At 70.7% G+C, this 22,012-nt stretch carries 26 protein-coding genes; 7 read left to right on the top strand and 19 right to left on the bottom strand.

The window, feature by feature from the left end:
• Nucleotides 1-65 precede the first annotated feature (65 nt).
• From DK419_RS10285 to DK419_RS10305, 5 genes are all read right to left on the bottom strand, one after another.
• Complete coding sequence (locus DK419_RS10285; RefSeq protein WP_109958995.1) at nt 66-1,358, bottom strand: adenylosuccinate synthase; 1,293 nt, start codon at nt 1,356-1,358, stop codon at nt 66-68.
• Between the two features lie 165 nt (nt 1,359-1,523).
• Nucleotides 1,524-1,886, bottom strand: a complete 363-nt coding sequence (locus DK419_RS10290) for a hypothetical protein (RefSeq protein ID WP_109958996.1) — start codon at nt 1,884-1,886, stop codon at nt 1,524-1,526.
• A gap of 129 nt (nt 1,887-2,015) precedes the next feature.
• Entirely contained in the window at nt 2,016-2,330 is a 315-nt protein-coding gene (locus DK419_RS10295; RefSeq protein ID WP_109958997.1) for a HigA family addiction module antitoxin, read from the bottom strand.
• A gap of 47 nt (nt 2,331-2,377) precedes the next feature.
• Nucleotides 2,378-2,659, bottom strand: a complete 282-nt coding sequence (locus DK419_RS10300) for a type II toxin-antitoxin system RelE/ParE family toxin (RefSeq protein ID WP_109958998.1) — start codon at nt 2,657-2,659, stop codon at nt 2,378-2,380.
• A 204-nt stretch (nt 2,660-2,863) separates the two neighbouring features.
• Nucleotides 2,864-3,715, bottom strand: a complete 852-nt coding sequence (locus tag DK419_RS10305) for a D-amino-acid transaminase (protein ID WP_109958999.1) — start codon at nt 3,713-3,715, stop codon at nt 2,864-2,866.
• Between the two features lie 197 nt (nt 3,716-3,912).
• Between DK419_RS10305 and DK419_RS10310 the strand changes: the two genes are divergently transcribed.
• On the top strand, nt 3,913-4,839 hold the full coding sequence (locus DK419_RS10310; RefSeq protein WP_109959000.1) for a dihydrodipicolinate synthase family protein: 927 nt from the start codon (nt 3,913-3,915) through the stop codon (nt 4,837-4,839).
• Nucleotides 4,840-4,847: 8 nt separating this feature from the next.
• On the opposite strand, the gene DK419_RS10315 is transcribed toward DK419_RS10310, so the two are convergent.
• Both DK419_RS10315 and purB read right to left on the bottom strand, forming a co-directional pair.
• Nucleotides 4,848-5,129: a helix-turn-helix domain-containing protein gene (locus DK419_RS10315; protein ID WP_109959001.1), complete on the bottom strand. Its 282-nt coding sequence runs from the start codon at nt 5,127-5,129 to the stop codon at nt 4,848-4,850.
• Between the two features lie 245 nt (nt 5,130-5,374).
• Nucleotides 5,375-6,685 (bottom strand): adenylosuccinate lyase, encoded by a 1,311-nt coding sequence (gene purB / locus DK419_RS10320; protein WP_109959002.1) that lies wholly within the window; start codon nt 6,683-6,685, stop codon nt 5,375-5,377.
• Between the two features lie 321 nt (nt 6,686-7,006).
• Here purB and DK419_RS10325 point away from each other — a divergent pair, with 321 nt between their 5' ends.
• Entirely contained in the window at nt 7,007-7,342 is a 336-nt protein-coding gene (locus tag DK419_RS10325; protein WP_245442895.1) for a hypothetical protein, read from the top strand.
• Nucleotides 7,343-7,400: 58 nt separating this feature from the next.
• Here the strand turns inward: DK419_RS10325 and DK419_RS10330 are convergent, their stop codons facing one another.
• The 3 genes from DK419_RS10330 to DK419_RS10340 form a co-directional block, all read right to left on the bottom strand.
• Nucleotides 7,401-9,290, bottom strand: coding sequence for an autotransporter domain-containing protein (locus tag DK419_RS10330; RefSeq protein WP_109959003.1), 1,890 nt, complete (start codon nt 9,288-9,290; stop codon nt 7,401-7,403).
• Between the two features lie 162 nt (nt 9,291-9,452).
• Nucleotides 9,453-10,205: an arginyltransferase gene (locus DK419_RS10335; protein ID WP_109959004.1), complete on the bottom strand. Its 753-nt coding sequence runs from the start codon at nt 10,203-10,205 to the stop codon at nt 9,453-9,455.
• A 147-nt stretch (nt 10,206-10,352) separates the two neighbouring features.
• A complete protein-coding gene (locus tag DK419_RS10340; RefSeq protein ID WP_109959005.1) occupies nt 10,353-10,880 on the bottom strand; it encodes an RDD family protein in 528 nt (175 codons plus the stop codon).
• Between the two features lie 304 nt (nt 10,881-11,184).
• Between DK419_RS10340 and DK419_RS10345 the strand changes: the two genes are divergently transcribed.
• Complete coding sequence (locus DK419_RS10345; protein ID WP_109959006.1) at nt 11,185-11,472, top strand: hypothetical protein; 288 nt, start codon at nt 11,185-11,187, stop codon at nt 11,470-11,472.
• A 437-nt stretch (nt 11,473-11,909) separates the two neighbouring features.
• Entirely contained in the window at nt 11,910-12,740 is an 831-nt protein-coding gene (locus tag DK419_RS10350) for a transporter (protein WP_208642301.1), read from the top strand.
• 23 nt (nt 12,741-12,763) lie between these two features.
• On the opposite strand, the gene DK419_RS10355 is transcribed toward DK419_RS10350, so the two are convergent.
• The 3 genes from DK419_RS10355 to hemB are packed head-to-tail and all read right to left on the bottom strand — an operon-like array spanning nt 12,764 to nt 15,484.
• The gene (locus DK419_RS10355; protein WP_109959007.1) at nt 12,764-14,005 is read right to left on the bottom strand and encodes a threonine ammonia-lyase; all 1,242 of its coding nucleotides are present in this window, start codon (nt 14,003-14,005) and stop codon (nt 12,764-12,766) included.
• A gap of 49 nt (nt 14,006-14,054) precedes the next feature.
• The gene (locus DK419_RS10360) at nt 14,055-14,438 is read right to left on the bottom strand and encodes a hypothetical protein (RefSeq protein ID WP_109959008.1); all 384 of its coding nucleotides are present in this window, start codon (nt 14,436-14,438) and stop codon (nt 14,055-14,057) included.
• Nucleotides 14,435-15,484, bottom strand: coding sequence for a porphobilinogen synthase (gene hemB, locus DK419_RS10365; protein WP_109962231.1), 1,050 nt, complete (start codon nt 15,482-15,484; stop codon nt 14,435-14,437). The genes DK419_RS10360 and hemB overlap by 4 nt, the downstream gene beginning before the upstream one ends.
• A 483-nt stretch (nt 15,485-15,967) precedes the next feature.
• On the opposite strand from hemB, the gene DK419_RS10370 reads away from it, so the two are divergent.
• The 3 genes from DK419_RS10370 to ldtR all read left to right on the top strand — a co-directional run bounded on the left by DK419_RS10370 (nt 15,968) and on the right by ldtR (nt 18,175).
• Nucleotides 15,968-17,020: an enoyl-CoA hydratase/isomerase family protein gene (locus DK419_RS10370; protein WP_109959009.1), complete on the top strand. Its 1,053-nt coding sequence runs from the start codon at nt 15,968-15,970 to the stop codon at nt 17,018-17,020.
• A gap of 3 nt (nt 17,021-17,023) precedes the next feature.
• Nucleotides 17,024-17,485 carry a DUF6163 family protein gene (locus DK419_RS10375; RefSeq protein ID WP_109959010.1) on the top strand — a complete coding sequence of 154 codons (462 nt, stop codon included), beginning with the start codon at nt 17,024-17,026 and terminating at the stop codon, nt 17,483-17,485.
• A 174-nt stretch (nt 17,486-17,659) separates the two neighbouring features.
• A complete protein-coding gene (ldtR, locus tag DK419_RS10380) occupies nt 17,660-18,175 on the top strand; it encodes a transcriptional regulator LdtR (RefSeq protein WP_109959011.1) in 516 nt (171 codons plus the stop codon).
• Between the two features lie 316 nt (nt 18,176-18,491).
• On the opposite strand, the gene DK419_RS10385 is transcribed toward ldtR, so the two are convergent.
• The 6 genes from DK419_RS10385 to DK419_RS10410 all read right to left on the bottom strand — a co-directional run bounded on the left by DK419_RS10385 (nt 18,492) and on the right by DK419_RS10410 (nt 21,859).
• Complete coding sequence (locus tag DK419_RS10385; RefSeq protein WP_109959012.1) at nt 18,492-18,749, bottom strand: DUF6894 family protein; 258 nt, start codon at nt 18,747-18,749, stop codon at nt 18,492-18,494.
• A gap of 252 nt (nt 18,750-19,001) precedes the next feature.
• Nucleotides 19,002-19,487 carry a F0F1 ATP synthase subunit B family protein gene (locus DK419_RS10390; protein ID WP_245443001.1) on the bottom strand — a complete coding sequence of 162 codons (486 nt, stop codon included), beginning with the start codon at nt 19,485-19,487 and terminating at the stop codon, nt 19,002-19,004.
• Between the two features lie 23 nt (nt 19,488-19,510).
• Complete coding sequence (locus DK419_RS10395) at nt 19,511-20,089, bottom strand: F0F1 ATP synthase subunit B family protein (protein WP_109959014.1); 579 nt, start codon at nt 20,087-20,089, stop codon at nt 19,511-19,513.
• 193 nt (nt 20,090-20,282) lie between these two features.
• A complete protein-coding gene (locus DK419_RS10400; RefSeq protein ID WP_012336551.1) occupies nt 20,283-20,510 on the bottom strand; it encodes a F0F1 ATP synthase subunit C in 228 nt (75 codons plus the stop codon).
• Between the two features lie 124 nt (nt 20,511-20,634).
• The gene (locus tag DK419_RS10405) at nt 20,635-21,390 is read right to left on the bottom strand and encodes a F0F1 ATP synthase subunit A (protein ID WP_109959015.1); all 756 of its coding nucleotides are present in this window, start codon (nt 21,388-21,390) and stop codon (nt 20,635-20,637) included.
• A 91-nt stretch (nt 21,391-21,481) separates the two neighbouring features.
• Nucleotides 21,482-21,859 (bottom strand): AtpZ/AtpI family protein, encoded by a 378-nt coding sequence (locus tag DK419_RS10410; RefSeq protein ID WP_109959016.1) that lies wholly within the window; start codon nt 21,857-21,859, stop codon nt 21,482-21,484.
• Nucleotides 21,860-22,012: the final 153 nt, after the last annotated feature.

Here is a 22,012-nt window from a genome sequence, read left to right on the forward strand (position 1 = left end):
GCATGCCTTGTCGTGCGGGGCGGCGGGCGTCAAGCTTCGCCCGCCGGGAACGCGGCGAAGTCCGCTCAATCCTCGAAGGGGTTGTGGACCAGGATGGTGTCGTCGCGCTCCGGCGAGGTCGAGAGCAGCGCGACCGGCGCGCCGATCAGCTCCTCGATGCGGCGCACGTACTTGATCGCCTGGGCCGGCAGGTCGGCCCAGGAGCGGCCGCCCGCCGTGGTCTCGCTCCAGCCCTCGAAGGCCTCGTAGATCGGCTCGACCCGGGCCTGCTCGGCCTGGCCCGCCGGCAGGTGGTCGATCTCGCGGCCGTCGAGGCGGTAGCCGGTGCAGATCTGGATCGTCTCGAAGCCGTCCAGGATGTCGAGCTTGGTGAGCGCGATGCCGTTGATGCCCGAGGTCCGCACGGTCTGGCGCACCAGGGCGGCGTCGAACCAGCCGCAGCGGCGCTTGCGCCCGGTGACGACGCCGAACTCGCGGCCGCGCTCGCCGATCCGCTCGCCGATCGCGTCGGTGAGCTCGGTCGGGAACGGCCCCTCGCCGACCCGGGTGGTGTAGGCCTTGACGATGCCGAGCACGTAGCCGATCGCCCCCGGGCCGAGGCCCGATCCCGTCGCTGCCTGCGAGGCCACGATGTTCGAGGACGTCACGTAGGGATAGGTGCCGTGGTCGACGTCGAGGAGCGCGCCCTGCGCGCCCTCGAACAGGATCCGCTTGCCGGAGCGGCGCGCGTCGTCGAGGAGCGACCACACGGTGTCGGCGAAGGGCAGGATCTTCGGCGCGATGGCGAGCAGCTCGGCCTTCAGCGTCGCGCCGTCGATCTCGTCGATGCCGAGGCCCCGGCGCAGGGCGTTGTGGTGGGCGAGGAGCCGCGAGATCTTGGCGTCGAGCATCTCGGCATTGGCGAGGTCGACGACCCGGATCGCCCGGCGGCCGACCTTGTCCTCGTAGGCCGGGCCGATGCCGCGCTTGGTGGTGCCGATCTTGAGCACCGCGTTCGAGGTCTCGCGGAAATGGTCGAGCTCGCGGTGCAGCGGCAGGATCAGCGTCGCGTTGTCGGCGATGCGCAGGTTCTCGGGCGTGATCGCCACGCCCTGCTGCCCGATCTTGGCGATCTCCTCGACGAGGTGCCAGGGATCGACCACGACGCCGTTGCCGATGACCGACAGCGTGCCGCCGCGCACCACGCCGGACGGCAGCAGCGACAGCTTGTAGGTCACGCCGTCGATGACGAGGGTGTGGCCGGCATTGTGCCCGCCCTGGAAGCGCACCACGACGTCGGCCTGCTCGGAGAGCCAGTCGACGATCTTGCCCTTGCCCTCGTCGCCCCACTGGGCGCCCACGACGACGACGTTCGCCATATCACAAATACCCGTCCCTGCCCGCCGCGCGAAAAGCCCCGGCGCGTGCAAGGCGCGGGGCTGATCGGCTTGCGGATGGTGTCACGCGTGTGCGCTCTTCGGCGATCCCGGCCGGGAAATCAAGCGACGGCCGGTGGATGCGCCCCGCGCAGCGTGCTTGGTACGCTATTTGGCCTGGGTGTTCGGGCCCTGGCCCGGCAGCTCGCCCGGCTTGATCACCGGGGTCGAGTTCGGGGTCGGGTCCGGCGGCCGCACCGCCATGTCCGGGGCGCCGGTGGCCGGCGGCTTGATCACGCCGTCCGATTGCTGGAGCTTGTCGCTCAGCGTCGAGCCGGTGGTGTCGGACTTGTCGGCGTTGGAGGTCGCGTCGCCGGGCCGGACCTTCTCGGGGATGGTCTGGTTCAGGGGCGGCAGGTTCGGGTCGCGGGTGCGGCCCTGCAGGGGCACCTCGGGCGACTGGGCGAGGGCGGCGGTGGCGCCGGCGACGATCGCCAGCACCGCCAGCCCGCCGCGCATCAGCTTGGTCATCGGGTTTCTCCTGAGGATGGAGTCTCCTCAGGGAAACCGGGCCGGCACGAGAGGGTTCCGGCCCCGCTTGGCTTTGCGACCGGTCCCACCCTGATCCGCTGTCGCGCTTCGTCTCCCGACGGCGACGCTCTAGGCGGCCGCTCGCTCCAGCGGCCGGATCTCATCCATCTCCTCACCGATCGCGTTGCGGGCCGTCAGAAGATCGAAGCGACTCTGAAGGTTCACCCACACCTGTGGGTCCATCCCGAAGTAGCGTCCGAGCCTCAAGGCCGTATCGGCGGTGATGCCGATCTCCTCGCGGGCGATGCGCTCGATCCGCGTGCGCGGCACGCGGCACGCCTTCGCGATCGCATACGCCGTCAAGTTCAGCGGAACCATGAATTCCTCCCGCAGCACCTCGCCCGGATGCATCGGTGGCAGGACGGTCTCGTTCTCTGTGCTCATAACCGTTTGGCTCCAAAGGAGTAGGGCGCTGCCCAGAACGGCGGTCGTCAGTGATAGTCCACGATCTCGACGTCTTCCGGTCCGGTCTCGGTCCAGCGGAAGCACAGCCGGAACTGGACGTTGATCCAGATGGCGCGCTGCCCGGCTCGCTCGCCAATCAACGGGTGCAACTTGTCGCCCGGCGGGGCCTTCAAGGCGTCGAGCGAGGTCGCCGCGTCGAGATAATTGAGCTTGCGCCGGGCCGTCTTGAGAATGGCAGCCGGGATGCCCTTTGGGCTTCGCCCCTCGAAGACGTCCCGGGTCCAGCTATCGGCAAAGCTGCGGATCACGATACGACGCCCTCGCCGACGAATGATATCGCAAAGTGATACGTTCTGGTCAAGGAGAAGGTATCGCTAGGCGATACCAACAGCGTCGCCGCTCGCACCTGTGCGTGCCGCACGTCATAGAAATGCCCGAGGATGTCCCGGGCATTCCGGAGGCGGATCAGACCCGATCCGCTGGCCGGCCGTCGAAGGCCGTTGGAACGATGCTCAGCCGGCCTTCGCCATGTCGAGGTAGAGGTCGCGCAGGCGCCGGGTCATCGGCCCGGGCTGGCCGCCGCCGACGCGGGTCCCGTCGATCTCGACCACCGGCATCACGAAGGCGGAGGCCGAGGTGAAGAACGCCTCGGCGGCGGAAAGCGCCTCCTCGACCGTGAAGGCGCGCTCCTCGACCGTGAGCCCGTTCTCCTCGGCGAGCCGCATCACCGCCCGGCGGGTGATGCCGGGCAGGAGCGCCGTCGAGAGCGGGCGGGTGACGATGCGGCCATCCTCGGTGATGATGAAGGCGGTGGACGAGCCGCCCTCGGTCACGAAGCCGTCCTCGTGCATCCAGGCTTCCGCGACGCCGGCGGCCGCGGCCTGCTGCTTGGCCAGCACCTGGGCGAGCAGCGCCACCGACTTGATGTCGCGGCGCTTCCAGCGCAGGTCCTCGACGGTGATGACCTTGGCGCCGCGCTCGGCGAGCGGGTTCGCCGAGACGTTCTTGGCTTGGGTGAACATCACCACGGTCGGCGGCGTGCCCTCGGGCGGGAAGGCGAAGTCGCGCTCGGCGACGCCGCGGGTCACCTCCATGTAGACGAGGCCTTCCCGCAAGGCGTTCCGGGTGACCAGCTCCTCTTCCAGGTGAGTCCACTCGGCGATGGTGTGGGGGTTGCGGATGCCGATCTCGCCGAGCGAGCGGTCGAGCCGGGCGAGGTGGGCCTCGTTGTCGACGAGACGCCCTTCCAGCACCGCGCTCACCTCGTAGATCCCGTCGGCGAACAGGAACCCGCGGTCCATGATCGGGATCGTCGCCTCCTCGAAGGGCACGAAGCGGCCGTTGACGTAGACGATGCGGGACATGCGGGTCTTCCTCTCGCGGGACCGGGTTCCCCGGCCGTTCACGAACAAGCCGCCCTTGAAGCACCAGCCGGAGCCCGGCGGCAAGCGCGATTCCGGCCGCCCCGCCTTGCACGATTCGTGCACGCGAGCCGCGCGCGCGGCGGTTGCGCGGGCTGCCGGCCACGACCTATCGTCCGCCGGACACGAGAGGAAACGACATGCGGCTCACCCCCGACGCGAAGGGCGTCTTCCCCATCGCCCCGACCCCCTTCCACCCGGACGGCCGCATCGACGAGGCCTCGGTCGACAGGATGACCGATTTCTACGGCGAGATCGGCGCGACCGGCCTGACCGTCCTCGGCATCATGGGCGAGGCCCCGAAGCTCGACGGCGCGGAAGCCGTCGCCGTGGCGTCCCGGGTGATCCGGCGTACCAGGCTTCCCGTCGTCATCGGCGTCTCGGCCCCGGGCTTCGCCGCCATGGGCTCGCTCACCCGCGCGGTGATGGATGCGGGCGCGGCGGCCGTGATGATCGCGCCCCCGCCGTCCCTGCGCACCGACGACCAGATCGTCGGCTACTACGCCCAGGCCGCCGAGGTGATCGGCCCCGACGTGCCGTTCGTGATCCAGGACTATCCGCTCACCTTGAGCGTGGTGATGACGCCCGACGTGATCCGCCGCATCGTCACCGACAACCCGAACTGCGTGATGCTCAAGCACGAGGACTGGCCGGGGCTCGAGAAGATCTCGACGCTCCGCGCCTTCCAGCGCGACGGCTCGCTGCGGCCGATCTCGATCCTGTGCGGCAATGGCGGCCTGTTCCTCGACTTCGAGTGCGAGCGCGGCGCCGACGGCGCCAATACGGGCTACGCCTTTCCGGAGATGCTCGTCGACGTCGTGCGCCTGAGCGCGGCCGGCGAGCGCGAGCGGGCCCACGACGTCTTCGACGCCCACCTGCCGCTCCTGCGCTACGAGCAGCAGCCGGGCCTCGGCCTCGCGGTGCGCAAATACGTGATGATGCGCCGCGGCATCCTGGCCTCGGACGCCCAGCGCAAGCCGGGGGCCGGATTGTCGGCGACGGCGAAGGCCGAGGTGGATTTCCTGCTGGAGCGGCTGGGGCGGCACGATCCGCGGGCGCGGGTCTGACGCTGGCCTCAGGCAGCGTCCTCGAGGTGGATGCGCAGGACGGAGCCCGCGGCGGTCGCGATATTGACCCGTGCATCGAGCGAGACCGTGTCGAGCTTGCCGCGCATCCAGTCGTTGAGCCGCGGGCGTGTCAGGTTCAGGCGGGCTGCCGCCTGAACCTGGGGCAGCGCCCAGCTGCGGATCCGCTCGCGGATCTGAAGCAGCAGGTCTGCCCGGGCGGTCATGTTCGCGGCCTCCACAGGGTCGTCGGCCAGGGCGTCGAAGGCGCTCGCGAAGGCTTCCGTGGTCATCGATGTGCCTGCCTAGCCTTGAGTGCTAGGTTAGGCGGACTCGTTCGATTAAAAAACTGGCTCCGAAATCCTGTTCACTCTTCTCATCCTGAGGTGTTGGTCGATTGAAGATCGACTGATCTCTAAGTGGGCTCCAGATGCGTGCGTGATTTCTGGAGTTCTCCTTCGAGGCCGGCCGATCTTCGATCGGCCGGCACCTCAGGATGAGGTCGTGGATGGACTATGCTGCGTCGCGGTACGGAGCTTCAGCTCTCCGAACCGAACACCCGCCGGAAGATCGTGTCGACGTGCTTCAAGTGGTAGCCGAGGTCGAAGCACTCGGCGATCGCCTCGGGCTTCAATGCGGCGGTGACTTCCTGGTCGGCCTGGAGCAGGGTGAGGAAGTCGCCCTCGCCGCGCCAGACCGGCATCGCGTTGCGCTGGACGAGGCGGTAGGCGTCCTCGCGCGATACGCCGGCCTGGGTCAGGGCCAGCAGCACCCGCTGCGAGTGGACGAGGCCGCCGAGCCGGTCGAGGTTGCGCTGCATCTGCTCGGGGTAGACCAGCAGCTTGTCGACCACGCCGGTGAGGCGGGCGAGCGCGAAGTCGAGGGTCACGGTGGCGTCCGGGCCGATCATCCGCTCGACCGAGGAGTGCGAGATGTCGCGCTCGTGCCAGAGCGCCACGTTCTCCATCGCCGGCAGCGCGTAGGCGCGGACCATGCGGGCCAAGCCCGTCAGGTTCTCGGTCAGGACCGGGTTGCGCTTGTGCGGCATCGCCGAGGAGCCCTTCTGGCCCTCGGAGAAATACTCTTCCGCCTCCAGCACCTCGGTGCGCTGGAGGTGGCGCACCTCGATCGCGAGGCGCTCGATCGACGAGGCGACGACGCCGAGCACCGCGAAGAACATCGCGTGGCGGTCGCGCGGGATCACCTGGGTCGAGACCGGCTCGGGCGTCAGGCCCATCTTCTCGGCGACGTATTCCTCGACCCGCGGGTCGATGTTGGCGAAGGTGCCGACGGCGCCAGAGATGGCGCAGGTCGCGATCTCGGCTCGTGCCGCGACGAGGCGGGCGCGGTTGCGCTCGAACTCGGCATAGGCCTGGGCGAGCTTGAGCCCGAAGGTGACCGGCTCGGCGTGGATGCCGTGCGAGCGGCCGATGGTCGGGGTGAGCTTGTGCTCGAAGGCCCGGCGCTTGAGCGCGGCCAGAAGCCCGTCGATGTCGGCGATGAGCAGGTCGGCGGCGCGGGCGAGCTGCACGTTGAGGCAGGTGTCGAGCACGTCCGACGAGGTCATGCCCTGGTGGACGAAGCGCGCCTCGGGCCCGACGATCTCGGCGAGGTGGGTCAGGAACGCGATCACGTCGTGCTTGGTGACGCGCTCGATCTCGTCGATGCGCGCGACGTCGAACACCGCGTCGCGGCCCTTCTCCCACACCTTGGCGGCGGCCTCCTTCGGCACCACGCCGATCTCGGCGAGCGCGGTCGTGGCGTGGGCCTCGATCTCGAACCAGATCCGGAAACGCGCTTCCGGCGACCAGATCGCCGTCATCTCGGGCCGGCTGTAGCGGGGGATCATCGTCGGGGCTCCTGGCTCACGGGCGGGATTGGGATGCCGCGACGGCTATGGGATGCGGGGCGAGAAGGCAAGGAAGGGCAGGGGAGAGCCGGAGGGCCATGCCGGCCGCCCGGCCTGCGCGGGCTCGCCTTGCCGCGATCATCCACCGGCATCGTTTCGGCGTCGATCACCCGGACGCACACTCGCGATCCGCCGCCGCGCTCAACTTTCGGCTGCGTTCGATAAAATTTTAGCCGGGCGGTCAGGCCGGTCTCAAGTCGCGGGCAGCACTCTGACGGCGTCGTCCAGCGGGGCGCGCGTTGAGTGGGATCGGGGCTCGAGATGGTTGATCGTCTGTCGTTCGGTGCGGGTTCGCTGCGCAAGATCGTGATCGCGGCCGCGGCGGCCTTGCCGTTGATCGGCCTGCAGGCTCCCGCGCAGGCGGGCGACGGCGGGGCCATCGCGGCGGGCATCATCGGCGGGCTGGCCCTGGGCGGACTTGCCGCCGCGGCCGCGGCGCAGCCGCGCTACGCCTATCCCTACCCGGCCTACGGCTACCCGGCCTACGGCTATCGCCGGGTCTACTACGCGCCGGCCCGGGATTGCTGGATGCAGCGCCGGCGGGCCCGCGACGATTTCGGCAACGTCTATTACCGCCGCGTGCGCGTCTGCGGCTGAGGTCGCCGGGGCGCGCCCGAGGCGCGTCCCGCGCGGGAGGGCAGGCTCCTGATGCGGGTCAGAACCGCATCGTCAGCCCTCCGTTCACCGCGTAGCCGTCCCCGCCGGTGCGCGCGAAGGTGGTGCCGCCGGTGAGCGTCAGGCTCATCCCCGGCGTCACGTCGGCGGAGAGGCCCGCCTCGACGAGGCCGTAGGTGCCCCGCGCCCCGCGGCCGAGCGGGGTCAGGATCGGCAGCAGCGGCGTCGAGGTGAGCGAGGTGACGAGCGTGCGGCCGCCGTCGAGGAATTCGTGCTCGGCCGTCACGTTGACGAAGGCCCGCACCGGCAGGCCGACCAGGCTGAAGGGCGCGGCGCGAAGCTGGACGCCCGCCCTGCCGACGAGCGACTCGAGGCTGGTGGCGCCGACGGCTTGCGTCAGCACGGGGTCGCCCCGCTCGGTATAGGCGCCGACCCGGGTGGTGGCGTAGGTGAGGCCGACGATCGGCCCGAGGCGCACGGGCCCGAACGTGTCGAACAGGTAGCCGGCCTTCGCCGCCACCGCGACGCTGTCGCCGCCGGTCGCGCCGTTCAGCGGATCGATCACGCCGGGGCGGGTCACGGAGTAGTCGTGGCGGCCATAGGCCAGCACCGCGTCGGCGAACAGGTTCTGGCCCGTGAACGAGCCGTAGGCGGCAAAGCCGTAGCTGTCGACGTCGATCGAGCCGGCGCCCCCGCGAAGGTTGGCGTGCGGGTTGGCGTAGTTGAAGGCCAAGCCGAAGCGCACGCCCGGCATCGGCGTGGCCTCGAGGCCGATCGTGCCGCTCGGGCTGTCGTAGTCGTAGCCGGTGGCGAAGCCCCGGGTCGCCCGGCTGCCGCCGGCGTAGCCCCCCTGGCCCCACACGATGAGCGGGCTCGCGGGCGCCCCGAGCGGCGCGACGCCGCTGGTCCCGAGCGCGGCGGTCGTCTCGCCCGGAGCGGGGGCGAAGAGCCGGTAGGCGTCGAGGCGCTGGAGCAGGGCGCCGGCGAAGCTGGTGGTGCCGATTTGGCCGAGCTCGGCCTGGGCGGCGATGCCGTTCGGCGCGGCGAGGGCGTTCGCCATGTAGCGCGACAGGACGAGGTAGCCGCCCTCGGTCAGGTGCACCCCGTCGAGGGAGAGGTAGGTGTTCTGCACCGCCTTCGGCGCACCGATGCAGGCGGCGACGAGCGCGCACGGCGTGCTGGTGTTGGTGAATCCGTAGCGGCCCGGATCGGCGATGATGCGCTGGAAGATCTGGCCGTTGTCGAGGAGGAAGATCCGGGTGCCGGCGGCCGCGTAGGGCGCGAGGCCGGCCTGGAGCCCGTCGAAATAGGTGCGCGCGAACAGGTCGGCGGCGGCGGCGTTGCCGGAGGCCGCCACCCGCGGCAGGCCGTTCAGGGTGGTGAAGCCGTTGAACACGATCGTGCCCGCGCCGGCGCCGACGAGCTGCCCGACGCTGCCGACGGCGTTCGCCGCCGAGACCCGGCCGAGGAGCGGCGCCTGGGCGGCGGTGAGCCCGGAGAGCGCCGCGCCGATGCCGTCGTTGCCGCCGATGTTGACCGCGACGAGGTTGCCGGGGCCGAGGCGCTGGCCGCTCGCCAGGAACGCCGCAACCTCCTGGGTCAGGCCCGGCAGCAGGGCCGAACCGACATTGCCGGTGCCGGTCTGGGCGCCGCCGACGGCGTAGTTCGCGACCGCCGCATCGGGCAGGCCGTAGATCGCCTGCAGGCCGTCGACGAAGTTGGCGCCGTTGGAGTAGCGGCCGTTCACGTAGGGAAAGCCGAGGGGCCGGCCGGTGAGGCGCACCACGTTGCCGGTATCGGCGTAGCTGTCGCCGAAGACCGTGAGCCCGGTCACCCCTTGCGCGGCCGCGCCCTGGATGCCCGCCAGCGCCGTGCCGGCGAGCCACGCCGCGGCCATGCCCGCCCGGAGGCGCCCGATTCCCTTGCCCATCTCACGCATCCCCCGAGGAGCCGGCGGCATTGGGCTGCCGCTTCGTCGCCATGATTGGGGCAGAGCGGGGGCGGCCCGGTCAAGGTTCGGGCGGCCGAGTTACGAAGGCGAAAAGGCGAGAGGCCCGGCCTGTGGCCGGGCGGCGACAGGCGCGGGGCCGCCTCAGGCCTCCTCCACCCGGGCCCAGCCGTTCGGCATCAGCCGCTCCTGGGGGGTGAACTTGGCCTTGTACTGCATCTTGCGCGAGCCCTCGACCCAGTAGCCGAGGTAGAGGTAGGGCAGGCCGAGACCCCGGGCGCGCTCGATGTGGTCGAGGATCATGAAGGTGCCGAGCGAGCGGTCGGCCTCCGCCGGGTCGTAGAACGAGTAGACCATCGACAGCCCGTCGGCGAGCACGTCGGTGAGGCAGACGGCGACGGGCGCGCCGGTGCCGCGGCCGTTGATCGCGGTGTCGGGCCCGCGCCGGCGGTAGACCACCAGGTGGGTCTCGACGTGGCTGTCCTCGACCATCATGGCGTAGTCGAGCACCGTCATGTCGACCATGCCGCCGTCGCCGTGGCGGGCGTCGAGGTAGCGGCGGAACAGCGCGTACTGCTCCGAGGCCGGGCGGTTGGCCTGGGCCTGCCCGACGAGGTCGCGGTTGCGCTTGATCACCCGGCGCTGGCTGTCGCTGGGCTTGAAGTCGTCCACCACCACCCGGACCGAGATGCAGGCCCGGCAGGTCTCGCAGGCCGGCCGGTAGGCGATGGTCTGCGAGCGACGAAACCCCCCTTGCGTGAGGATCTCGTTGAGGTCGCGGGCGCGCCGGCCGACGAGGTGCGTGAAGACCTTCCGCTCCTGCTGCCCGGGCAGGTACGGGCAGGGCGAGGGCGCCGTGAGGTAGAACTGCGGTGCGTCCCGCGGATGGCTCGTCACGCTTCGTCGTGCTCGCAGGCAGGGGGCCGACGGAACGCCGCCGGGACGGACAGGATAGCACCGGCGCCGCCGGCCTCAACAGGGTCGGGCGGCGGCGACGACGAATCCCGCCGAATTAAGCGCGGCGGGGCGCCGAAGGTTGCACCCTCACGCGTCGCGCACCACCGCGAGGTCGATGACGAGGTCGTGGCCCATCCGCCGGTCGGAGCGGAGCACGCCGATGCCGATGTCGAGGAGCCAGAGCAGGAAGGTCGAGAGCGCGAGGTAGAACAGCAGCGCGTGCACCGAGGCGGTGATCCAGTCCACGGGTCCGCCGGTCGTCGCCCGCACCGCCCGCAACGACATGAGCCGCATGCCGAGCGTGCTCTGGCGCGGCCCGCCGACCGTGATCGCGCTGTAGAGGATGCCGCTCGCCGGCAGGACGGCGTAGAGCACCCAGCCCACCCCGAAGGTGATGACCCCGAGGAACGAGATCGCGAGCCACAAGAGGCAGCTGAAGCCGAAGATGAACACGATGTCGAGCAGGTAGGCCATGAACCGCCGCGACAACGAGCCGTGCGCCACCAGCACCGGCGGCCCGGCCCAGCCGGGACCGGACGGGGGCGCGTAGCCCTGCTGGTAGGAGTTGCCAGGATGGGGCCCGCCATAGGGACCGCCTTGCCAGGAATTCGCCATCGCTTCGTCTCCACCGCCTCGCCACCCGATAAGGTGGGCGTGGCGGCAGGCCGTCTCAAGGGTGACGATGCGCGGGATCGCGCCCGGGAGGCGCGATCTCGCACCTGCGTCATCCCGCATCCGTTCGGCAATCCGGTCGCGGCGTGCCGCTGCGCACATTGCTGTAGAGTTAGCGGGATTAAATTAAATTATACTTGATGTGTGTGACCGCACATCAGTCTAACTCACCGTCATCTAGGTTCTCGACATGGCAATTGGCAGGTCCCGCCGCACGGGACGCTCGCCGCAGATCGAGGATCGACCCATGAGGACGCACCATCTCGCCACGCTCGTCGCCGCCACCCTGGCGCTCCCCCTGCTCGCGGCGGGCGCCGCCCGGGCCGATGGCGGCGGCGGCGGGCGCATGCCGGCCGGAGGCGGGCACATGAGCAGCTACGTCAACGATCCCTACCACGATCCGCGCTCCGCCTACTCGCAGCGGCGCGGCACCGGGCAGCTGCTCGGCGCGCCGATGATGGCCGATCCGGGATCCCGTCTGCTGCCGCGCGGGGCCGGGGTGCCGGCCTGGGCGGTGCAGCCCGGGCGCCGGTGACGGGAGCGGTGCCGGCCTCCGCAGGAGGGCGGGCCCCCGGAGAGACGAGGAGCGCGAGAGGGGATTCCATGCCTCTCTCCGCATCGCCGGAAGCAGGATCGCGCTGCATCCTACGTCGTCCAGCCGCCCTGTCATCCATGGACATCCGACAATAACGACGTCCTTCGACCGGCGTTGTCGTGAGCGACCTTGCGCAATGGAGGCGGCATTGACATTCGATAACTAACAGAAATCTCAGAACAATCATCGGGCCGCGAGCACGGCTGCTGAAACTCGGGGAGGAAGGCATGGAGATGCCGCATTCGAAGGCCCGGCGACGGGATCGCCGGACGGGCGCGAGCGTCGGTCCCTCCGGCCCGCCGGGGAAGGATGCTCGTCGCGGCGGGGCCCGCGAGGGTCGACGGCGGATCCTCGCGGTCGCCTGCCTCGCTTCAGCGATGCCGTTCGCGGGCTCCGGACCGGCGCTCGCGGGATCCGCCGCCCAGCCCGGGCAATCGGTCGGCCTGCCGGTCGGCGCGCAGATCCCGCACGGCCTCTACCTGATCACCGCGTCGAATTTCGGCGTGCGCGACACCGCCCCCGGCGTGACGCCCCTCAACGTCAACACGATGACCCTGGCCTGGGCGACCCCGTGGGACCTGCTGGGCGGCCGGGTGCAGCTCTTCGCCGGATTCCCGTACTCGGCGGTCGGCCCCCAGAACAGCGACTGGCAGAGCGGCTTCGGCCAGCCGCTCCTCGCCGGCCAGCTCGCCTGGGATCTCGGCAACGATTTCGGCTTCAGCTACCTGCTCGGCGGCTACTTCCCGAGCCAGACGGGCTTCACGACGCAGGTCCCGTCCCTGACGCACCGCTTCGCGCTGAGCTACGTCGGCAACGACTGGAACCTGACCGGCCACCTGTTCTACGGCCACTTCCTCGGCGACCGGCCGCCGCCCGGTGTCGCGACCTATCCCGACTACATGAACCTCGACCTGACCGCGACGAAGAAGTTCGGCAAGTGGCAGGTCGGCGCGGTCGCCTTCGCCTCGACCGACCTGCCGACCGGCGTCGCGGGCGACCGCGCGCAGGGGCAGATCGCCGTCGGGGGGCTCGTCGGGTACAATTTCGGCCCGGTGAACCTCCAGGCCTTCGTCACCCGCGACGTGATCGACCGCAACTACGGCGGCCGCGACACGAGGGCGTGGCTCAGGGCCGTGATCCCGCTCTACCAGGACAAGCAGGAGGCCGCGCCCGGCCGCACCCTGGTGACGCGCGAGCAGTCGCGCTGAACGGCCGGTCCGCGGCGGCGGGGTCACCCCCCCGTCGCCGCGTTCCCGTGCGGCCCGATGCGGCGCGGCTCCAGCCCCTCCTCGCGCAGGGTGTCGAGGATCTCGGCGGTGTGGCCGGGGCCGCGGGTCTCGATCGTCACGTCGATCGAGACGCTCTTGGCCGGCACGTCGAGGTGCAGGCGGCCGTGCGAGACCTCCAGGATGTTGGCCCCCAGCTCGCCGAGGCGCCCGGCCACCCGGCCGAGCACGCCGGGCCGGTCGCTCGCGGTCATCCGGAACGAGATGATGCGGTCCTCGCGCTCCAGTTCGCGCACCATCACCGAGGCCAGCAGCCGCGCGTCGATGTTGCCGCCGCACAGCACGAGGCCCACCGTGCGGCCGGAAAACAGGTCGGGCCGGGCGAGGAGCGCCGCGAGGCCGGCCGCGCCTGCGCCCTCGGCGAGGCTGCGCTGGAGCGTGGCGTAGTCGTGCACCGCCCGCTCGATCTGCGGCTCGTCGACGAGGACGATCTCGCGCACGAGGTCGCGGATGATCGGCAGGGTCAGGCGGCCGACGGTCTTGACCGCGATGCCCTCGGCCAGCGTCGGGCCGCCGATCGGCCGGTCCACGCCGTCGATGGCGTTGAGGAACGAGGGGTAGAGCGCGGCCTCGACGCCGTACAGCGCCACCCGCGGCCGCAGGCTCGCGCCGATCGCGATGCCGCTCATCAGCCCGCCGCCGCCGATCGGCACCACCAGGCCGTCGAGGTCGGGGGCGTCCTCCAGCATCTCGAGGGCGATGGTGCCCTGGCCGGCCATCACCAGGGGGTCGTCGTAGGGGTGGACCAGGACGTATCCGTGCGCCTCGACGAGGCGATCGACGGCGGCGGCGGACTCGACCAGGGTCTCGCCCTCCAGGACCACGGTGGCGCCGTGGGCGCGGGTGTTCTCGACCTTCACCAGCGGGGTCGTCGCCGGCATCACGATGGTGGCCGGGATGCCGAGGCGGCGGGCGTGGTAGGCCACCGCCTGAGCGTGGTTGCCGGCCGACATCGCCACCACGCCGCGGCGGCGCTCGGAGGGGTCGAGCGCGCTCAGGTGGTTGACCGCGCCGCGCTCCTTGAAGGCCCCGGTCGCCTGCATGTTCTCGTGCTTGACCAGCACCCGCGCCCCGGTGAGCTCGGAGAGGCGCGGCGCCGGCACGAGCGGCGTGCGCAGCACGTGGCCGCGGATGGTGTGGGAGGCCCGGACGACGTCGTCCGGGGTGATGGCGTAGGGCTGGCTCACGCGCGGGCTCTCCGGGGCTGCGGCACCATAGAGGCCGCCCCGCCTCGCGTCAGCCCGCCCCCGGCTCGGCGAGCGCCGCGTCCGGCGTGTCGAGGTAGTAGTGCTTGAGCAGGTAGAGCGCCGCGCCGCCGATCGGGCCGCGGTCGCTCGTCAGCCCCGAGAGGTCGGTGCGGCTCATCCCCGAGAACTCGCAGACCGCGTAGCGCGGCAGCGGGGTGCGGCCCTCGCGCTCCTGCGCGAAGTCGATGCGGATGCTGCGTTCCTGCGGCCCGGAGCCCGTGCGCAGGACCGTGATGCGGGCGCCCGCCGGCACCAGGGTCGGCAGGGCGCGGCGGCAGGTGCGGGCCTGCTCGGGATCGGGGCGGCCCGCGCAGGCGCCGAGGCTCGCGAGGGCGGCGAGGGCGGCGAGCCTCGCCCTCGATCCCGGTCTCAACCTTGCCGCAGCCGCTCGGCGACCCGCGGGGCGAAGTAGGTGAAGATGCCGTCGGCGCCGGCGCGCTTGAAGGCGGCCAGGCTCTCCATCATGGCGCGCTCGCCGTCGAGCCAGCCGTTCTGGGCCGCCGCCGCGATCATCGCGTACTCGCCCGAGACCTGGTAGGCGAAGGTGGGCACGGAGAACGTCTCCTTCACCCGGCGGATCACGTCGAGGTAGGGCATCCCGGGCTTGACCATCACCGAGTCGGCCCCCTCGTCGAGGTCGAGGGCGACCTCGCGCAGGGCCTCGTCGGTGTTGCCGGCATCCATCTGGTAGGTGCGCTTGTCGCCGACCAGCGTCGCGCTGGTGCCGATCGCGTCGCGGAACGGGCCGTAGAAGGCGCTGGCGTACTTCGCCGCGTAGGTCATGATCTGCACGTCGCGGTGCCCGGCCCGGTCGAGCCCGGCCCGGATCGCGCCGACCCGCCCGTCCATCATGTCGGAGGGGGCGATGATGTCGGTGCCGGCCTCGGCCTGGATCAGGCTCTGCTCGACGAGCAGCGCCACCGTCTCGTCGTTGACGATGACCCCGTCCTCCAGGAGGCCGTCATGGCCGTGGCTGGTATAGGGGTCGAGGGCGACGTCGGTGATGATGCCGATCTCCGGCACCGCCTTCTTCACCGCCCTGACGGCGCGGCAGACCAGGTTGTTACGGTTCAAGGCCTCGGAGCCGGTCGCGTCGCGCAGCGACGGCTCGACGAAGGGGAAGAACGAGATGGCGGGGATGCGCAAGGAGGCCGCCCGCTCGGCCGCCCGCACCGCCTCGTCGACCGAGAGGCGCTCGACGCCCGGCATCGAGGCGACCGGCTCGCGCCGGCCCTCGCCCTCGATCAGGAAGATCGGCCAGATCAGGTCGTCGACGGTCAGCGTCGTCTCGCGCACCAGGCGGCGCGACCACTCGGCCTTGCGGTTGCGCCGCGGGCGCTGGGTCAGCGCCAGAGAGGCCGGCTCGGTCCGGGCGGCTTCCCGGGCGAGCGGCCGGGGCATCGGCTGGATCTGCGACATCCGGGGTCGGGCCTCCTCGTGGCCCGCTCCGCGCCGGGCCTGGTTCACGTCGAATTCGTCCAATCCGCAGGTAGCACGTTCCGGCAGGCGCCAGAACCCGGGCGGAGGTGCAGAGAAGGGCCGCGGGCGCATGGCAGGGCCGCGGCGGCGCCCGCGCCGGTGATGCAGGTTTGTCTGGGAAAAGAAGAGGCTCAAGTTTCCCCTCTCCCCGCGGGCGGGGAGAGGCCTGAGCTCCGAAGGGGCTCAGGGAGCCCACAGGGCGAGGGTGAGGGGGTGTTTCCGGAGGAGCCTCACGCGTCGAGACCCCCTCACCCTCGCTCCGGCTGCGCCTCCGCTTGCTGCATCTCCTGAACGGAGACGCAGCCCTCTCCCCGCCCGCGGGGAGAGGAGATTAACCCGCGCCCTTCTTTTTCCCCTGACATCCCGTGCCGTTGACGCGGCAGGCCGCACCCGGTTAACCGCCCTTAACCGGGAGGGTGCATCATGAGCGACGCGGGCGTGACGGCGAACGACGCGGTTCTGTGCGAGCGGCGGGGCGCGGCCGGGCTCATCACCCTGAACCGGCCAAAGGCGCTCAACGCCCTCAACCTCGAGATGGTGCGCGCCCTGCGCGGGGCCCTCGACGCCTGGGCGGCGGATCCGGCGGTGACCCGGGTGGTGGTGCAGGGCGCCGGCGAGCGCGCCTTCTGCGCCGGCGGCGACATCCGCCGCATCCACGAGGAGGGCAGCGCCGGGCATTACGCCGAGGCCGAGACCTTCTTTCGCGAGGAATACGAGCTCAACGCGCTGATCCAGCGCTACCCCAAGCCCTACGTCGCATTGATCGACGGCATCGTGATGGGGGGCGGCGTCGGCGTGTCGCTGCACGGCTCGCACCGGGTCGCGGCGGAGCGCACGGCCTTCGCGATGCCCGAGACGGGAATCGGCTTCTTTCCCGATGTCGGCGCCACCTACGCCCTGCCGCGGCTGCCGGGCTTCGTCGGCACCTATCTCGCGCTCACCGGCGAGCGGATCGGCCAGGGCGACGTCCTCGCCTTCGGGCTCGCCACCCACGCCGCGCCCGCCGCGCGCTTCCCCGAGATCCGCGACGCGCTCGCCGAGGGCGGCCCGGTCGAGGCGGCGCTCAGGTCGGGCGAGCGGCCGGCTCCGGGCCCGCTCCACGCCGAGCGGGCGGTGATCGACGCCTGCTTCTCGGCCGACAGCGTGCCCGAGGTGCTGGCGCGCCTCGACGCCGACGGCTCCGCGTTCGCGAACAAGACCGCCGCGACGATCCGCACCCGCTCGCCCACCAGCCTGACCCTGGCGCTCGCCCAGATGCGCCGCGGTGCCTCGCTGTCCTTCCCCGAGGCGATGCGCCTCGAGTACCGCATCCTGTGCCGGATCCTGCGCGGCCACGACTTCTACGAGGGCGTGCGCTCGGTGCTGATCGACCGCGACGGAAAGCCGGACTGGCGGCCCGCCACCCTGGAGGCGGTCGCGATGGCCGACGTCGAGGCGCATTGTGCGCCGATGGCCGGCGAGCCGAGCTTCACTTAGGCCATGCGCTCCCTCAGCAAGGTCCGGGGCACGCCCCGGCGGGCGGTCCCCGAGGAAGCGGCCGACCGCATCGAGCGCCGGGCCCCGCGGCCCGAGACGCGCTGGGACGTGGTGCTGGTGTGGCTGATGCGGGTCGTCGCCGTGGTCTGGATGGTCAAGGGCCTGAGCGCCTGGGCCGAGATCCTCGGCGCCCGCCCCAACGCCGCGCCGTTCGAGACCGCGCCGATCGGCCGGCAGGCGGTGATCGTCTATTTCGGCGTCATCAACCTGCTGGCGGCGGTGGGCCTGTGGCTCGCCACCGCCTGGGGCGGGGTGGTCTGGCTGCTCGCCGCCACCTCGGCGATCGTGCTCGCGCTCCTGACGCCGCAGCTCCTGCCGATGTCGCTCCCGAGCCTCGCCTTCGACGGCATGATCATCCTGGTCTACTTCACCGTCTCTTGGCTGGCCTCGCGCGAACTACGCTGATCCTCAACCTTTCTCGAAAGTGAACGATTGGGTTCATCTTCGGTTTACCGACAGAGGTAAATCGAGAATTTATCCTGTCGTTTAAACTCACATTCACGGGGCGCGCCTAATTTGAACTCATAAGCGGAGCGGGACGAAACCGCCGAGCACCCCCGTACAGAGTGAGGCGTTCCGATGAAGACCCAGGCGACGAAGGTGGCGCAGACGATCTCCGCTCCCGAGACCGAGACCGCCGTGCGCCCCCACTACCTCGAGGCCCTCCACCTGGTCGAGCGGCTGCACCGCCGGCTCCTCGACGTGATCAAGGACGAGTTCGAGCGCCGTGGCCGCGAGGACGTCAACAGCGTCCAGGCGCTGCTGCTCTACAACATCGGCGACAAGGAGCTGACCGCGAGCGAGCTGCGCACCCGCGGCTACTACCTCGGCTCGAACGTCTCGTACAACGTCAAGAAGCTGGTCGAGACCGGCTACCTGCACCACGCCCGCTCGAAGACCGACCGCCGCTCGGTCCGCATCAGCCTCACCGACAAGGGCCACGAGGTGCACGAGATCGTCCGCGGGCTCTACGAGAAGCACGCCAAGACGATCCAGCCGATCGGCGGCATCTCGGAGGACGATTTCGGCCGCCTCAACCAGGCGCTCGCCCGCCTCGAGCGCTTCTGGACCGACCAGATCCGCTACCGGCTATGAGGCGAGGACGCGCTCCCGGACCGACCGGATCCGCACCTGCCTCGCAAGGGTCAAATCCCATCGCCCGAGTGATCGCGCGACCAAAATTGAGATCCACCGCATCATCCCCGGGGCCGCGAGAGCGGTGCCCCGGGATCGTCCGTTGGTTCGGTGACGGGGCGGGCGTTCATGCCGCCGGAGCGCGTCCGGCAGGTTCCGCGACGCGGACCGGTAGAGGGTCGAAACGAGCCTCGATCGTCAGCCCCGATACGAGGGCCTCGGCAGGGCAGGGCGAGCCCGGTCGCGGCCGTTCCGCCATCCGCGCTCGACGCCCGCCCTAGTTCAGCAGAGCCCGGCTGCGGCTGTCCCGCGCCCGCACGGACGCCATCGGCAGGCGCAGGACGCGGCGCTGGTGCTGGTCCTCGACCCGGACGGCGCTGCGGGTCCAATCGCAGGCGACCTCGCGATCGTCGAGCAGGCCGGCCGCGAGCTTGGCCGCCACTTCCAGCGCGTCGGCCAGGCTCGACAGCTCGACCCCCTCGGGGTCGATGATCAGGCGGCGTCCCGACTGGAAGTGGAAATAGTAGACGGTCATCACGGGCCCGGCGGCGATTCGTCAGGTTCTATGACACAGAATCGGATCGAGGGCGAACCCTCCCGCATCAAACCTGGAGATCCCGCGCATCTTCAGAGATGTGGAGGCCGCTCCGGGTTTGTAAGATCTTGAAATAATTCCTCTGACCGAGATCGACGACTTTGCGTCATTTTCGAGTGCGGCTTTCGGACCGGCCAAATAAGAAAGCCGCCCGAAGGCGGCTCTCCAACGTCCGTCGAGGTCGCCGGCAGGTCAGGCCCGCAGGCGCGTCCGGACCTCGCCGAGGCTGCGGCGGACCAGATCCTGGGCGGCGTCGCCGCTGACCTTCTCCCGCAGGATCGTCTCCGAGACGCGCACGGCGGCTTCCGCTGCGGCGGCCCGGACCTCGGCGGCGGCCTGCGCCTCGGCCTGGGCGATCTTCGTCTCCGCCGCCTTGGTGCGGCGGGCGACGAACTCGTTCAGGCGGGCATGGCCCTCGGCCGCGGCGGCCTCGGCCTCGGCGCGGGCATTGGCGACGATCTCGGCGGCCTCGCGCTCGGCCTCCGAGCGGCGGCGCTGGTAGTCCGCCAGCACGGCCTGGGCCTCCTCGCGCAGGCGACGGGCCTCGTCGAGCTCCTTGCGCACGCGCTCGCCGCGCTTGTCGAGCCCGCCGATGATCTGGTCGAACAGACCCATCTTCCAGGCGATGCCGCAGAACACCACGAAGGCGACCGCGACCCAGAACTCCGCATCGAACAGCATGATGGTGATCTCCTGCGGGCTCAGTGCGCGGCCTGGGGCCGCGACGCGGCCGTGCGGTCGTAGGCCGCCTCGACGGCGCCGCGCTCCGGCGCCTGGCCGGTGAGGCGCTCGACGATGGCGGTCGCGGCGTCGGCGGCCACCTCGCGCACGCTGCTCATCGCGGTCGCGGTGCGGGTGCGGATCTGCCCCTCGGCCTCGGCGAGCTTGGTCGCGAGGTCGGCCTCGAGGGACTTGCGGCGGGTCTCGGCCTCGGAGGCGAGCTGCTCGCGGGTGGTCTGGGCGATGCCCTTGGCCTTGTCCTGGGCGTCCTTGAGCGCGCGCTCGTAGGTGTCGCGGGCGCTGTCGGCCTCGGCCTTGGCGCGGGCGGCCTGGTCGAGGTCGCCGGAGAGGCGGGACTGCCGGTCGTGCAGGATGCCGGCGATCTGCGGCAGCGCGATCTTCGACATCAGGTAGTAGAGCAGGCCGAAGGCGAGCGCGAGCCAGAGGATCTGCGCGACGAACGTGCTGCTCTCGAACGGCGGGAAGCCGCCGCCATGCTCGGAGGCCGGCTCGTGAATCATCCCCTCCTTCAAGGGGGCGGGTGCGTGTGGCTGCGCCATGGTGTCGTCCGGGTGTGGGGGAGACGAAGCGCTCCCGCCGAGCGCTCGGCCGGGCCGGCCGTCGCGCCGCCACGCCTCGCGGGCGGCGGCTGCACGAAGTGGTGTCGGGTGCCCCTAACGCACGCGCACCGGAGCCTCGTGTGAAGGCCCGGTGCGCGGGTGGACCACCTCGTTTCGGTAATCCTCGCCGGGATTAGACGGCGAACAGCAGCAGCAGCGCGACGAGCAGCGAGAAGATGCCCAGCGCCTCGGTCAGCGCGAAGCCGAGGAGCAGGTTGGCGCGCTGGCTGTCGGCCGCGGAGGGGTTGCGCAGGGCGCCGGCGAAGAACTGGCCGAACAGGTTGCCGAGGCCCACGGCGGCGCCCGCCATGCCGAGGCAGGCGAGGCCGGCGCCGATGTACTTCGCAGCAACGGGATCCATCGTGATGCTCCTAAGGTCGTCTAGTCGTCTGGCGGGGATATCCGGCCGCGACACGGCGAACCGGGGTGGGAAGCTCTGGGGCTATCGCGGGCGGGGGAGGGGCCTCGCAGGAGGCCCCGTCCCTCTAGTGGCCCGGATGCAGGGCGTCGCTGAGGTAGATCGAGGTCAGCGTCGCGAAGACGTAGGCCTGCAGCACCGCGACCAGCATCTCGAGGGCCGTGACGGCGACCGAGAGGGCGAGGGGCAGGGGCGAGAGGATGCCCCAGACGCCGGCGGCGAGCAGGGCCGGGACGAAGCCCGCGAAGATCTTCAGCGCGATGTGGCCCGCCAGCATGTTGGCGAAGAGACGGACCGAGAGGCTGATCGGACGCGAGATGAACGACACGACCTCGATCACCACGATCAGCGGCTTGAGCCAGCCCGGCACGCCGGGGGGCACGAACAGGCCGAGGAAGTGGGTGCCGTGGGCCATGAAGCCGTAGATCACCACGGTCAGGATCACCACCAGCGCCAGCATGAAGGTGACGATGATGTGGCTGGTCACCGCGAACGCGTAGGGGATCATCCCGAACAGGTTCAAGAGCAGGATGAACATGAACAGGGAGAAGACCAGCGGCACGAAGCGCTCGCTGCCGTGGCCGGCCGACTGGTGCACGGTCTGGCCGATGAACTCGTAGAACACCTCGGCCAGGGACTGCGCCCGGCCCGGCACCACCGCGCGGCTCTTCGTGGCCCAGATCGTCAGGAGCGCGATGAGCCCCACGGCCAGGAACATGTACAGCGCCGACTGGGTGAAGGCGATGTTCTGGTGGCCGATATGCCCGAACGAAACCAGCGGCTTCAGCTCGAACTGGTGGATCGGATCCATCTTGACGGCCATGCCGGTCCCGCCCCCTCGTGTGTCGCCGCCGCGGGCTTCTCCCGCCGCGCTGCCAATCCGTGCAGGCGGATGCACGGCATCCACCGGATGATCAAGACCCTGGCGGGCCTTTCTTCGTGTCCACGCTCGGAAAAAATCCGGAAACGCGCATCACGTTGTAAATTCCGGCCGCGAAGCCCAGGACGAGCAGGACGATCAGGCCCCAGGGCTTGGTGCCCAGGAGACGATCGCAGCCCCAGCCGAGGAGGCCGCCCGCCAGCACGCCGGCCACGAATTCCGTGGACAGCCGCATGGCGACGCCGAGGGACGAAGGCCCGCCGCTCCCTTGACGCGACGAAGGATCGGGAGACGCCGCGGGGCGCTTCCGGTCGATCTGCATCTCGAGACGCTTGAGCCTCGCGGAGAGGTCGTCGTCGGGGGAGGAACCCTCACCGGTGCCGTCCTTCCCTCGCGGGTCGTTGCCGCTCATGGCGAAACCTCGCGCGTGAAGGACGAGGAGATCCGGTCCGGCTACCCCCGTCGAGCGGGCGCACCATAGTTTCGCCCACCTTGGGTGTCAAGGCACCCCGAAGCGGCGGTAAGTCATTGGACTTTCGACTGATTTCGCACTGCACGCGCCGCC

It is taken from the genome of Methylobacterium terrae, assembly GCF_003173755.1.
Taxonomy (GTDB): domain Bacteria; phylum Pseudomonadota; class Alphaproteobacteria; order Rhizobiales; family Beijerinckiaceae; genus Methylobacterium; species Methylobacterium terrae.